The organism is Methylorubrum thiocyanatum (genome assembly GCA_014138645.1).
Classification (GTDB): Bacteria; Pseudomonadota; Alphaproteobacteria; order Rhizobiales; family Beijerinckiaceae; genus Methylobacterium; species Methylobacterium thiocyanatum.
This window is the reverse complement of sequence record JACJIB010000001.1, coordinates 508,545-521,467: the sequence shown is the minus strand read 5'-3', so window position 1 is coordinate 521,467 and position 12,923 is coordinate 508,545. Positions and strand designations below refer to the sequence as shown.

General features: G+C 69.9%; 11 protein-coding genes. 8 read left to right on the top strand and 3 right to left on the bottom strand.

The features are described from left to right. Nucleotides 1-207 precede the first annotated feature (207 nt). From HNR51_RS02370 to HNR51_RS02355, 4 genes are all read left to right on the top strand, one after another. Nucleotides 208-1,119, top strand: a complete 912-nt coding sequence (locus HNR51_RS02370; RefSeq protein ID WP_273289594.1) for a helix-turn-helix transcriptional regulator — start codon at nt 208-210, stop codon at nt 1,117-1,119. A gap of 300 nt (nt 1,120-1,419) precedes the next feature. After that, entirely contained in the window at nt 1,420-2,280 is an 861-nt protein-coding gene (cysE, locus tag HNR51_RS02365) for a serine O-acetyltransferase (RefSeq protein WP_012453969.1), read from the top strand. 135 nt (nt 2,281-2,415) lie between these two features. Then, nucleotides 2,416-2,631, top strand: a complete 216-nt coding sequence (locus HNR51_RS02360; protein WP_003604163.1) for a DUF3126 family protein — start codon at nt 2,416-2,418, stop codon at nt 2,629-2,631. A 149-nt stretch (nt 2,632-2,780) separates the two neighbouring features. Continuing rightward, entirely contained in the window at nt 2,781-3,110 is a 330-nt protein-coding gene (locus HNR51_RS02355; RefSeq protein ID WP_012453968.1) for a DUF6949 family protein, read from the top strand. 18 nt (nt 3,111-3,128) lie between these two features. On the opposite strand, the gene HNR51_RS02350 is transcribed toward HNR51_RS02355, so the two are convergent. Next, complete coding sequence (locus tag HNR51_RS02350; RefSeq protein WP_182553857.1) at nt 3,129-3,761, bottom strand: S24 family peptidase; 633 nt, start codon at nt 3,759-3,761, stop codon at nt 3,129-3,131. Between the two features lie 222 nt (nt 3,762-3,983). On the opposite strand from HNR51_RS02350, the gene HNR51_RS02345 reads away from it, so the two are divergent. The 4 genes from HNR51_RS02345 (at nt 3,984) to HNR51_RS02330 (ending at nt 8,367) form a co-directional block, all read left to right on the top strand. Continuing rightward, the gene (locus HNR51_RS02345) at nt 3,984-4,334 is read left to right on the top strand and encodes a DUF952 domain-containing protein (RefSeq protein ID WP_012453966.1); all 351 of its coding nucleotides are present in this window, start codon (nt 3,984-3,986) and stop codon (nt 4,332-4,334) included. Then, entirely contained in the window at nt 4,331-5,407 is a 1,077-nt protein-coding gene (locus tag HNR51_RS02340) for a quinone-dependent dihydroorotate dehydrogenase (protein WP_182553856.1), read from the top strand. The genes HNR51_RS02345 and HNR51_RS02340 overlap by 4 nt, the downstream gene beginning before the upstream one ends. A 342-nt stretch (nt 5,408-5,749) precedes the next feature. Next, a complete protein-coding gene (locus HNR51_RS02335) occupies nt 5,750-8,068 on the top strand; it encodes an FdhF/YdeP family oxidoreductase (protein WP_182553855.1) in 2,319 nt (772 codons plus the stop codon). Further along, a complete protein-coding gene (locus HNR51_RS02330) occupies nt 8,065-8,367 on the top strand; it encodes a hypothetical protein (protein ID WP_041371958.1) in 303 nt (100 codons plus the stop codon). Before HNR51_RS02335 ends, HNR51_RS02330 begins: the two co-directional genes overlap by 4 nt. Before the next feature lie 15 nt (nt 8,368-8,382). Here HNR51_RS02330 and HNR51_RS02325 read toward each other — a convergent pair whose 3' ends face one another. After that, nucleotides 8,383-10,350 (bottom strand): PAS domain-containing HWE histidine kinase family protein, encoded by a 1,968-nt coding sequence (locus tag HNR51_RS02325; RefSeq protein ID WP_182553854.1) that lies wholly within the window; start codon nt 10,348-10,350, stop codon nt 8,383-8,385. Between the two features lie 355 nt (nt 10,351-10,705). Continuing rightward, a complete protein-coding gene (locus HNR51_RS02320; RefSeq protein ID WP_182553853.1) occupies nt 10,706-12,850 on the bottom strand; it encodes a TonB-dependent receptor in 2,145 nt (714 codons plus the stop codon). Between the last annotated feature and the right edge of the window lie 73 nt (nt 12,851-12,923).

The following is a 12,923-nucleotide window of genomic DNA, read 5'->3' as shown; positions in this document are numbered from 1 at the left end:
ATGGATGCTACGCTCGCGCGGCGGGTTGCGCCGCCGCCTACCAGTCTCCAGATGTGCGCCTTCCTCGCCATCCGCGTGCCGTGGCCCGTGGGTTGCAGCGGGGCTCGGGCAACGGGACGGAGGGTGAGCTGGGCACGGCGCCACGGCCCCGTCCGGGGTATCCCGGCGTGACGATGGATCGAGGCGGGCGTCGGAAAGGACGATGAGGTGAGTGAGGCCATGACCGACGCGGCCGAGCAAGAAGCGAGCTTCCTGAACGAACTCGGCCGACGGGTGCGCCACGCCCGGACAGTGCGGGGATTGTCGCGCAAACTGCTCTCGCAGGCCTCGGGCCTGTCCGAACGCTACATCGCCCAGCTCGAGAGCGGCCAGGGCAACGTGTCGATCATTCTGCTGCGGCGTGTCGCCAACGCGATGGGGATGCGGCTCGACGACCTCGTTTCGAGCCAGGAAGCTTCTTCCGACTGGCGCGTCATCCGCGACCTGCTCGATCAGGCGAGCCCGGACCAGATCGCCCTGGCGAAGTCGGCCCTTGCGGGCTCGACGGCCGCGGAAGCGCGCACGGTCCGGCGGCGCGTGGCGCTGGTGGGCCTGCGCGGCGCTGGCAAATCGACGCTGGGCCGCATGGCCGCGGCGCATCTCGGCTGGCGCTTCGTCGAGCTCAACACCGAGATCGAGCGCGAGAACGGCCTGTCGGTGCGGGAGATTTTCGCGATCTACGGCCAGGAGGGCTACCGCCGTTTGGAGCAGAAGGCCCTGCGCGGCCTTGCCGAGCAGCCGGGGCCGATGGTGCTGGCCACCGGCGGCAGTATCGTCGCCGAGCCGCTGACCTACGACCTGCTCCTGTCCTCCTTCTACACGATCTGGCTTCAGGCGCGGCCCGAGGAGCATCTGCAGCGGGTGCGCGACCAGGGCCATGTCGAGGGCAAGGGCGATCCGACCTCGGTGCTGGAAGATCTGCGCGCCGTGCTGCTCAGCCGCGAGCCGCTCTATGCCCGTGCATCGGCCGTGGTGGATACCTCGGACGTTCCGGTCGAGGTCATGGCCGAGCGCCTGATCGAGGTGATCGAGGCCCGCTTCAGCGGCAACGACAATGGCGGCAAGCGTCCGGCCGCCTGACGGCGGCCGCGCGGCGTCGCCATCCGCCGCAGGGTGTCACCTCACCCCTTGATGCAGCGCGCCATCGCCCCAAGCTGTAGGGCCTGAACCCCGCGCGGGCGAAAACGCTTCTCTCCCGCGCCGTTCTCGCGATACTCGTTGTGTCCGCGTGCACCGCTTGGCGATGCAACCCGTCTCGCGGGCCGCATCGACAGGGCCAGCCCGGCGAGGGTGACGGCGCGGCTCGAACACTCTGCCCGCCGGGATTGTGCGTCGCGGCGGTGAGGCCCGATGACAGCCCGCGCTGTCGAGGAGGAATGCATGTCCGCCAGTCCGTCGCTGAGCCCGGCTTCCGGGCGCGAAGGGATCGCCGGAATCGTCGATCCGCTCTGGACGCGCGTGCGCACCGAGGCGGAAACGGTGGTGCGCGACGAGCCGCAGCTCGCCTCGTTCTTCGTGGCGACCATCCTGAACCATCCGAGCCTCGAGGCGGCGGTGGCCCACCGCGTCGCCACCCGCCTCGGCCACGCCTCGCTCTCGACCGAACTCGTGGCCCACGGCTTCCATGAGGCGCTCCAGGACGATGCCCGCATCGGCCAGAGCATGCGCGCCGACATCGTGGCGGTGATGGACCGCGACCCGGCCACCACCCGAGCGATCGAGCCGCTGCTCTACTTCAAGGGTTTCCACGCGATCCAGGCGCACCGGCTGGCCCACTGGTACTGGGGCCAGGGCCGGCGCGACCTCGCCCTCTACCTCCAGAGCCGATCCTCGGAGGTGTTCCAGACCGACATCCACCCCGCTGCCCGGATCGGGCGGGGCGTGTTCTTCGACCACGCCACCGGCCTCGTGGTCGGCTCCACCGCGGTGATCGAGGACGACGTCTCCATCCTGCACGCGGTGACGCTCGGCGGCACGGGCAAGCATGGCGGGGACCGCCACCCGAAGATCCGCCGCGGCGTGATGATCGGCGCGGGCGCCAAGATCCTCGGCAACATCGAAGTCGGGGCCTGCGCCCGGGTCGCGGCAGGCTCCGTCGTGCTCCGCTCGGTGCCGCCCCACACCACGGTCGTCGGCGTGCCGGCCCGCGTCGTGGGTGCGGCCGGCTGCGCCGAGCCCGCCCGCTCGATGGACCAGCTCGTGGCGATGAGCGAGTTCATCGATATCGCCGGCGGGATCTGAAGCGGCTCCCATCCTCCGGCGGGTTGCCTGCCCTCCCCCGACGTGGCAAGCCGCCGACCACCATCACAAGCCCCTCAGCGCTGCCGCCGGGACCGCACGTCCTGGCACGCACCGCCTCGCAAGAAGGTTGACGGCGTGACCAAGACCGAAGTCGCCAAGCTGCAGGATTACCTGCGCCGCAAGTTCGCCAACGCCAGCATCCGCGTCGTCGCGATGAAGACCGGCGATTCCGCCGAGGTGTTCATCGGCGACGAGTCGATCGGTGTGCTCGCCGACGACAAGGAGGACGGCGACGACTCCTTCACCTTCCGGATGGCGATCCTAGACATCGACCTCGAAGAAGACGCCTGAGGCGGGACGCCTCCCCGCGATCGCTCCAGCGCCGCTCCGGGCCTCGCACCTGTGGGCGGCGTTAGCGTTAACGAAACGTCTTTCTTAACAAGACGTAAACGATCGGTCAGACTGCGCGTTACATCCTGAGAAGGAGCGTTGCGCGCGTCATGAGCCTGAGCCCCTCTTCCCTTGAATCGATCCAGGCGCTCATCGTCGGCCTCGCGCTGGCGGGGCTGCTCGCCAGCGCCTTCGAGTACGCCACGAACCGGCGGGCGAGCTTCCGCCTGCTGGAGGCCGGCGGCGTGACCGCGCTCGCCGCACTGCCGATGATCGCGGTGGTCGCGCCCTTCATCATCCTGCGCAACACCCTGCGGGGCCGCCGCTTCGAGCACCGGCCGATCCCCTTCGTGATGATCGCGACGATGATCGCCTGCGGCTGGAGCCTGCTATCGGGCCAGATCGCCCTCGGCATGGCCCACCGGCTGGCCGGGCTGTAGGATTACCGGGAGCGCCCCTTACTGGCGCACCCACATCACCCGGGCCATCCACGCGACGTCGGCGAGCGGCACCGCCCGGTCCTCGTGGTCGGGATTGAGCGAGGCCAGCTCGATGGTGCGGGCCGTGCGGCGGCGCAGTTCCTTGGCCACCACCTCGCCGTTGGTGAGCCGGGCGACGATCCGGTCCCCCTTGCGGATACTGGCATTGGGGGCGACGATCAGCACATCGCCGTCGCGGTAGAGCGGCAGCATCGAATCGCCCTGCACCTCCAGGGCGAAGGCATGGTCACCGCCGAGATCGGGGAACTCGATCTCGTCCCAGCCGGGACCGCCCGTCGGAATCCCTTCCTCGGTGAACAGGCGGCCCGATCCGGCCTGGGTCAGGCCGATCAGCGGCACCATCGTCCGGGCCGAAGCCTGGCCGGAATCGACGAGGTGGAGGAAGTCGTCGAGGCTGGCGCCGGTGGCTGAGAGCACCTTCGCGATCGACTCGGTGGACGGCCAGCGCTTGCGCCCATCGGGCCCGACCCGCTTCGAGCGGTTGAAGCTCGTGGCGTCGAGGCCCGCACGCCGGGCCAGCCCCGAGGCGGAGAAGCCGTGGCGCTCGGCCAACCGGTCGATCGCAGTCCAGATCTGCTCGTGCGACAGCATAGCGGCCTCAAACCGGCGCGTGTGCCGTTGAGACATACGGCCTAAAGTTAGGAAACTAGAACCCGCCGAACCGGGACGCAATCGGTGCATCCGGACAGGGCAGTGTCGCATCTGCGCGGCCTGCGGTGAAGGCGTCGCACCCCGTATCCGGTATCACATCAGCCCGGTTGCCGCGCCGGGGCACCCGTTCTATCGCTCCGAAGGATTGACCCCGGAGAGCGGATGGCCCTCGTCTACAAAATCTGCCCGCGCGACCTGTGGCGGGAGGCCGAGTCGCTGGGCCGCTTCACCGGCGCGCCGGTCGACCGCGCCGACGGCTTCATCCACTTTTCGACGGCCGAGCAGGTGGCCGAGACCGCCGCCCGCCACTTTGCCGGGCAGGACGACCTGCTGCTGGTTGCCGTCGCGGCCGACGCCCTCGGGCCGGCTTTGCGGTTCGAGCCGTCGCGGGGCGGCGCCCTGTTCCCGCACCTCTACGGCGACCTGCCCTTGAGCGCCGTGCGCGCGGTGGCCGACCTGCCCCTCGGGGCGGACGGGCGGCACGTCTTCCCGGCCGGGATCCTGCAGGCATGATCGACGCGCTCTTCCCCCTCGCCCGGCCGCTGCTGCACGGACTCGACGCCGAGACGGCACACGACCTGACGATCCGCGGCCTCGCGCTGCTGCCGCCGCGCCGGCCGCCGGCCGACGACGCCGCACTCGCCGTCGAGGCGTTCGGGCAGCGCTTTCCCAACCCGGTCGGCCTGGCTGCCGGCTTCGACAAGGGCGCGCGGGTGGCCGACGCGCTGCTCGGCCTCGGCTTCGGCTTCGTCGAGGTCGGCGGGGTGGTGCCGCGGCCGCAGCCCGGCAATCCGCGCCCGCGGGTGTTCCGCCTCGCGCGCGACCGGGCGGTGATCAACCGCTTCGGCCTCAACAGCGAGGGGCTCGACGTGGTCGCCGGCCGGCTCCAGGCCCGCGCCGGGCGCGCGGGCATCGTCGGCGTCAATATCGGCGCCAACAAGGAATCGCAGGACCGGCTCGCCGACTACGTCGCCTGCACCCAACGGCTCGCGCCGCACGTCGCCTTCATCACCGTCAACGTCTCCTCGCCCAATACGCCGGGCCTGCGCGACCTTCAGGGCGAAGCCTTCCTCGACGACCTGCTGGCCCGCGTCGTCGCCGCCCGCGACGCCAGCGGATCGAGCGCCGCGGTGATCCTCAAGATCGCCCCCGACATCGCGCTCGAAGGGCTCGATGCCATGACGGCGACGGCGCTCCGGCGCGGCATCCAGGGGCTCGTCGTCTCGAACACGACGATCGCTCGGCCCGCGACGCTGGCCGAATCGGCACTCGCCAAGGAGACCGGCGGCCTGTCCGGCCGGCCGCTGTTCGGTCCGGCGACGCGGCTGTTGGCCGAGACCTATCTGCGCGTCGGCGATCGGATCCCGCTGGTCGGCGTCGGCGGCATCGACTCGGCCGAGACCGCCTGGACCAAGATCCGCGCCGGCGCGCGCTTGGTCCAGCTCTACTCCGCCCTCGTCTACGAGGGGCCGGGACTGGTCGGCGCGATCAAGCGCGGCCTGAGCCAGCGGCTGCGGGCGGAGGGGCTGACGAGCCTCGCGCCCGTCGTCGGCCGGGACGCCGCGGAGATCGCCCGGAGCGCCTGACACGGTTTCCGTTTCAGGCCGCGCGCAGCCGCATGCACCCGGCCGCCAGGTGATTTCCTGCACCCTGAACTTTGATGCATCGCATCAAAGTTCGCACTCCGACTTTCGCGAGACTGGTCGAAAACACCCTTCAGCCATTCCAGGAACGGGCATCTTCTGGAATCATCTTAAATTGCCCTGCGCGGTACGAATGCCTCCCCCAGCATCGGCCGCTCATCAACTCGCATCTGCGAGATGTTATTTCCCGGTCATGGCATCCGAGACCGCTCACCCGCCAGGGGGCGTAGCGGCGGGCGCGGATCGTCGACGACATCTCCCACATCGCGAAGACCGGGCGCTCAGATGGATCGTTCGCAAGGCTTACCCAAGCGCTCTTCCGCCGCGGGCGGTTGGGGCGCCCTGAAGAGCTGCGGCAAATTCCTGCTGGGCAGCCGCGCTCCGCTCTCCGGCGCGCGCGCCCTGCTCAGCGCCAACCAGCCGGACGGCTTCGATTGTCCCGGCTGCGCCTGGGGCGACCCGGCCCACGGCTCGTCCTTCGAATTCTGCGAGAACGGCGTGAAGGCCGTCTCCTGGGAGGCCACCGACAAGCGCGTGACGCCGCGCTTCTTCTCCAAGCACCCGGTCTCGGAGCTGCGCGGCTGGACCGACTACGCCCTGGAGAGCGAGGGCCGTCTCACCCATCCGATGCGCTACGACGCGGAGACGGACACCTACCGCGCCGTGGAGTGGGACGAGGCCTTCGCCGAGATCGGCGCGACCCTGCGCGGCCTCGACCATCCCGACCGGGTCGAGTTCTACACCTCCGGCCGCGCCTCCAACGAGGCGGCCTATCTCTACCAGCTCTTCGCCCGGGCCTACGGCACCAACAATTTCCCCGATTGCTCGAACATGTGCCACGAGGCGAGCGGCATCGCCCTCGTCCAGGCCATCGGCATCGGCAAGGGCACGGTGCTGCTCGAAGATTTCGAGAAGGCGGACGCGATCTTCGTCGTCGGTCAGAATCCCGGCACCAACCATCCGCGCATGCTGGGCGACCTGCGCCGGGCCGCCGAGCGCGGCGCGCGGGTCGTGGTGCTCAACCCCGTGCGCGAGCGCGGGCTGGAGCGCTTCGCCGACCCGCAGAACAGCGTCGAGATGCTGCGCGGGGCGAGCCGCCCGATCGCCAGCCATTACTTCCAGCCGAAGCCCGGCGGCGACATGGCCGCCTTCCGCGGCATCGCCAAAGTCGTCTTCGCCCGCGACGCGGCGGCGCTCGCGGCCGGAAAGCCCTCGCTCCTCGACCACGCCTTCATCGCCGCGCATACCAGCGCCTTCGCCGATTACCGCGCGGCGGTCGAGGCGACCGCGTGGGACGCGATCCTCGACCAGTCCGGCCTGACCCGTGAGGAGATCGAGACCGCGGCGGACGTCTATCTCGGCGCCGACAAGGTGATCGCGACCTGGGCGATGGGCGTGACCCAGCACCGCCACTCGGTGGCGACGATCCGCGAGATCGCCAACCTGCTGTTCCTGCGCGGCCATATCGGCCGGCCGGGTGCGGGCCTGTGCCCGGTGCGCGGCCATTCCAACGTGCAGGGCGACCGCACGGTCGGCATCAACGAGAAGCCGCCGGTGGCACTGCTCGAAGCGCTCGACCGCGAATTCGGCCTCAACGCACCGCGCAAGCACGGCCACAACGTGCTCGGCGCCATCGGCGCGATGCTCGACGGCTCGTCCAAGGCCTTCATCGGGCTGGGCGGCAACTTCGTGCGCGCCACGCCCGACACCAAGCTGGTGGAGAAGGCGCTCGCCGGTTGCGAACTCACCGTCCACATCGCGACGAAGCTCAACCACTCGCACCTCGTGCCGGGCCGGGTCGCATACCTGCTGCCCTGCCTCGGCCGCACCGAGATCGACCGCAACAGTAAGGGCAAGGTGCAGATCGTGACCGTCGAGGATTCGATGAGCATGGTCCACGGCTCCGGCGGCATCAACAAACCGGCCTCCCCGCATCTGCGCTCGGAAATCGGCATCATCGCCGGCATGGCCGCCGCCACCGTCGGCTCGGAGCGCATCGACTGGGCCGCACTCGCCGACGATTACGACCTGATCCGCGACCTGATCGAGCGGACGATCCCGGGGTTTGCCGGCTTCAACACCCGTGTGCGGCGGCCCCGCGGCTTCATGCTGCGCAACCTCGCCGCCGAGCGGGTGTTCGAGACGGCAACGGGCCGGGCGGGCTTCTCCAGCGGGCCGCTCCCCGTCGCCACGGAGCATCAGCGCGCGAGCACGCAAGGGGACACCTTCGTGCTGCAGACCTTCCGCAGCCACGACCAGTACAACACCACGATCTACGGCCTCGACGACCGCTACCGCGGCGTCTACGGCGAGCGCCGCGTCGTGTTCGCCCACCCGGACGACCTCGCGGAGCTGAAGGCGCGGGCGGGCGAGCGGGTCGATCTCGTCTGCGTCCACGCCGAGGACGGTGTCGTGCGGGTGGCGGAGGATTTCCGCCTCGTGCCCTTCGACATGCCGCGCGGCTCGCTCGCCGGGTACTATCCGGAACTCAACGTGCTGGTGCCGCTCTCGGCCTTCGGCGAGTTCTCGGATACGCCGACCTCCAAATCGGTGCTGGTTCAGGTGCGAGCGCGCGCTGCGAACGCCGTGGGCAAGGCTGCGTGAGCGAGCCCGCCGCCGACGCCGAGACGTTCCTGGCCGCGACCGACACGATCGCGGCCCTGCGGCCGGACTTGAGCCTGCTGGAGGCCGGCATCCTCGCCGGCCTGCATCTCGGCCTTGCCGCGGACAGCCGGAGCTTCGCCCGCATCTTCGGCGTCGAGCACGCCCTGGTGCTGCGCGCGGTGGAGGGTCTCACCGGCGCGACCCTCCTGACCGTGACCGCCCGCGACGGGCGGACCCAGCGCACCCGTTACGCGGCGAGTGCGGCGGGAAGCGCGATGCTGACGGCGCTTGCCGCCTGAACCCGAGGAGCGCCGTCAGGCGGTGCTCATCTCCCCGGACCGCTCGCCCAGCGGCAGTTCGATCGCGCAGAGCAGCCGCGTCTCGCTGAGTTCGTAGCGGGTCTTGGCGTTGAGCGCGTAGGGCATCGCCTGCTCGATCAGCTCGCGTCCGTAGCCGCGCCGCATCGGGTTCTGCGGGTCGCGCGGCCGGCTGATGCCCTCCTCAAGCCACTCGACCAGAAGGCGCCCGCCGTCCCGCGCGCTCCCGTCGGCCCGCCACGTCACCGAGAGGCGGCCGTGATCGGTCGTCAGCGCGCCGTACTTGCGGGCGTTGGTGGCCAGTTCGTGCACGGCGAGCGCGAGGGTCTGCACCGACGCCTTGCGCAGGCGTACCGGCGGCCCGCCGACATGGATCCGGTCGGCGAACTCACCGCCGCCGAGGGCGTCCAGCTCGGTCTGGATCAGGGTGCGCAGGGTGATCGGCTCCTGGTCCGAGCGCGACAGCAGGCCCTGGACCCGCGAGAGGGCGGCGAGCCGGTCGCTGAATTGCTCCCGGAAGCGCTCGGTCGGCCCCGTCTGCACCATGGTCTGGTGGGCGATGGAGCGCACGACGCCGAGCAGGTTGCGGGTGCGGTGCTGCAGTTCGGCGACGAGGACGGACTGGCGCTCCTGCAGGTCGTGCAGATCGTGGATGTCCATGGCGGCGCCGATCCACTGCGTCACCTGCCCCTCGGCATCGATGATCGGGGCCTCCCGCACGAGGAACCAGCGGTACTGGCCGTCGTGCCGGCGGATGCGCTGCTGTACCTCGATCAGCCGCCGCGCCGCGCGCCCGGCGCCGAAGGCCTCGTACGCCGCCTCGCGGTCGTCCGGGTGGAGCGCGTCGAGCCAGCCGTGGACCTGCGATTGCTGCGGGGTCTGGCCGGTATAGGTGAGCCACGCTTCGTTGAACGCGTTGTTCTCTCCGCTGACGTCGGAGCGCCACAGCAGGACGGGGATGAGACTCGCCAGGGTGCGGAAGCGATCCTCGCTCTCGCGCAGGGCCGTCTGCGCCATCGCGTCGCGAAGCCGCAGCACCTCGTCCTGCGCCGCCTTCCAGGCCGAGATCTCCTTGGTGGTCGTGGCGACCCCGTCGCCGAGCTTCACCGCGCACTGGAAGAACCAGCCGTCGAACTGCTCGTGAACATAGCGGCGCTCCGCGGTCGCGGGCTGGCCGGTCTCCGTCACGCGCTTGAAGGTGTCGAAGATGCCCTCCTGCACAACGCCCGGATTGCGTTCGAGCAGGCTCTGCCCGCACACCTTGCCGTAGCGGCTCTCCGAGGTGTGGTTGTTGAAAAGCCACTGGAAATCGACGATCTCACCCGAGGCGTCGCGCACCGCCTTGAACACCTGGATCATGTCCATGGAGCTGTCCATGGTCGCCTTGAGCAGGTCGCGGCTCGCCTGAAGCTCCGCCGTCCGCTCCTGGACCTGCCGCTCCAGTTCGGCCCGGAAGCGTGCTTCGCTCTCGCGCAGGGCGCGGTCCGCCAGCACCCGGGCCGTGGTCTCGACCAGGGTGACCAGGATGCCCGTGATCGCACTCGTCTCGTCCCGCAGCGGGCTGTAGGTCAGCGTGAACCACGCGTCTTCAAGGCGGCCCGACCGCGTCAGGGGGTAGAGCGCGTCCTCGAAGGTGAAGGTCTCGCCCTCCCAGACCCGCTCGTAGATCGGCCCGGTGATGTGCAGAATTTCGGGCCAGCACTCGCGGCTCGGCTGACCGAGCCCGGCCGGATGCTTGACCCCCATCAGGTCGCGGAAGCCGTCGTTGTAAATCTGGATCAGGTCGCGGCCCCACAGCGCGATCATCGGAAAGCCGCAACCGAGCAGGAGGCTGACCGTGGCCCTCAGGCTGGACGTCCACGTCTCGGCTGCGCCGAGCGGCGTCGAAGCCCAGTCATGCGCGCGGATCCGCTCGGCCATCTCGCCGCGGACCGGTTGCGCAGGTGGACTGCCGCTCCCATCCATCCCGCATCCTTGCCCATACGCCGAAACCGTATTCGGCATGCAGATCGAGCGATTTCTCCCCCGGTCCCGACAGGATCACTATGTCAGTCCACCACCTTACAATAGGTGTAACATAATCGCACAGGCGAGCGCTCGCGCATCACCCTCAAGAGCAGCCGGATCAGGCGCGCTTTTGGCTGCACCCGGCAAGAACAATTCAGCGTCGCTCGCCGCCAGAGGGCATTTATCGGAATTTCCGGCTCTGGAAACGCTTCCGTTCAGATCGCAACCCCTCCATCTCCGACGCGCCCGCACGGGCGACCGGAGCGCTCGATACGGCGGAGACCGCACGACAGGAGCCCGTGAACCGTCCCCGTCAGAACCGTGCCGTGAGGAAGAGCCGCAGGTTGCGGCCCGGCAGAACCACCTCGTCCTTGCGGAAGGAGGCGGCGTTGCGGATCACGTCGTCGAGCAGGTTCGTGCCGCGCAGACCCAGCGTCACCTCGCTCAGGCCGTGGACCGCCGGATCGAGGGGGCGGCTATAGGCGATCTCCGCCTTCAGGTCGTTGTAGCCCGGCGTCGGCGTCTCCAGCGCTCCGGTCTGGGTCTGGGCGAAGGCGTGGAGAAGGCTGATCTGCGCGAACCAACCGTCCGCCCGCAGGAAGACGCCGCCGCCGACCCTGTGGGGCGGGATGCGCGGCACGAAGCGGCCGTCGTCGAACTGGGCCCGCACGAAATCATACTGTGCGCTGATGCCCGCAAATCCGTCGCCGACCGGTACGAGGTCGATCTGGCTGGCAATCTCGGCCCCGGCGAAGGTGGCACCGGCCTGGGAATAGGCGACCTGCCGCAGATCGCCGCCGCCGATCCCGCAGCTGCCGAAGGTGTCGCCGCAGGTGAAGCCGGTCAGGCGCTTGTAGACGAAGCCGGTATAGCGCGTGACGTAGCCGGTGGCGTCGAGGCGGAACGGCCCGTCCGCCCTCCGGATCGCGACCTCGACGGTCCGCGCCCGCTCCGGCCTGAGATTGGGATCGCCGATCTCGAAGGTGGCGGAGGCCTCGTGCGGCCCGCGCGAGAACAGTTCGGGTGAGGTCGGGGCGCGCTCGACATACGAGCCGGTCAGGCTTCCCACGAAGCCGTAGGGCAGGTCCTGAAGCGCGCCGAAGCTCGCGCTCTTCGGGGCGAAGCGGCGGATGCGGCGCGATTCCACCGGTTCGTCGCCGGGCCCGTCCGGCAGGAAGTCGGCCGGGAACAAGGCCTGGGTGCCGGCGACGCGGTTGCCCTCGATCCGGCCCGCCGCCTGGAACCGCAGGCCGCCGCCGAGCGCCAGTTCCTCGAACAGGTAGGCCGCCTGCACCCGCGTGTCGGTGGGGCGCAACAGGCCGCCTTCCGCGCCGGAAATCCGGAGCTTGCGCCGGTCGGCCTGGAATCCGAGCTGCCCGCTCAAGGTGCCGAGAGCTGTCTCGACCGGCACGTGGTCGAACTCGATCCGCCCTTCCGCCGCCCGGTTCTTGAACACCGCCTCGATGCCCTCGACGCCGTTCGCGTCGGTGCCGAACTCGTTGTGCCGGTAGTTCGAGCCGCCCGCCCAGAACCGGATCGCCGCGAACGGCCCGTCGAGCGGCCGGACCTCGCCCCGTGCCTGGAGCTTGTCCTGCACCGGATCGAGGCGGGTGCGCTGCGCTGCGGAGCCGAGTCCGGGAATGCCGTAGACGGAAGCGAAGTGGCTGAAGGACAGGCCGACAAAGCCGCGATCGAACAGGTAGGAGGCGCCGAAGGCCCCGCCCTGGGACTCGTTGAAGGAGTTGCGCTGGATGCCGAGCGGCGTGTTGTAGTCGTCCGCCGCACTCCGGAAGGCGTCCGCATGGACGGCGACGTTGTCGCTGCCGGCATCGACCGTGGCGGCGACGTTGCGCCCGTTATCAACGGCGGAATAGCCGGTGGTCACGCGGCCTGCGACGCCGCCGGGCGGCAGGCTCGTCGGAATCCGGTTGTTCTCGACCGAGACCACGCCGCCGACCGCCTGCGAGCCGTAGCGCAGGCCCGCGGGACCTCGGATCACCTCGATGCGGTCGTTGATCAGCGGGTTGATCGGGACGGCGTGATCCTCGCCGAGATCCGACATGTCCTGCACCCCCGTGCCGTTCTCGAGGATGCGGACGCGGTGGTTGTCGAGGCCGCGGATGATCGGCCGCGAGGCGGAGCCCGGCGCGAAGGTCGTCGCCGACAGGCCGGGCTTGTCGAACAGGGCCTCGCCGAGGGAGGTCGGCTGCGAGCGGGCCAGCTCGGCGCCGGAAACGACGGTGACCGTCGAGAAACGATCGCTCACCACCGGCAGGACGCCGACGGAACCGGGGGGATTCGGACCCGTGGCGGCGCCCTCCCCGGCCCGCCGTGCCGGCCTATCGGAGGTGACGCTGATCTCCTCCAGCGCGACCTCTTCCGCTTGGAGCGGCGGTGCGACGAGCCCGGCAAAGCCGATCCCAGCGCAGCGCGCGATCACATAGCGCTTCCTCGACATACAACAGGATCCTCTGAGTTATAGCTGATGCTATAATTTCAAGCGTAGCCGTTGTCGAGCGGGAAGCGGCCCC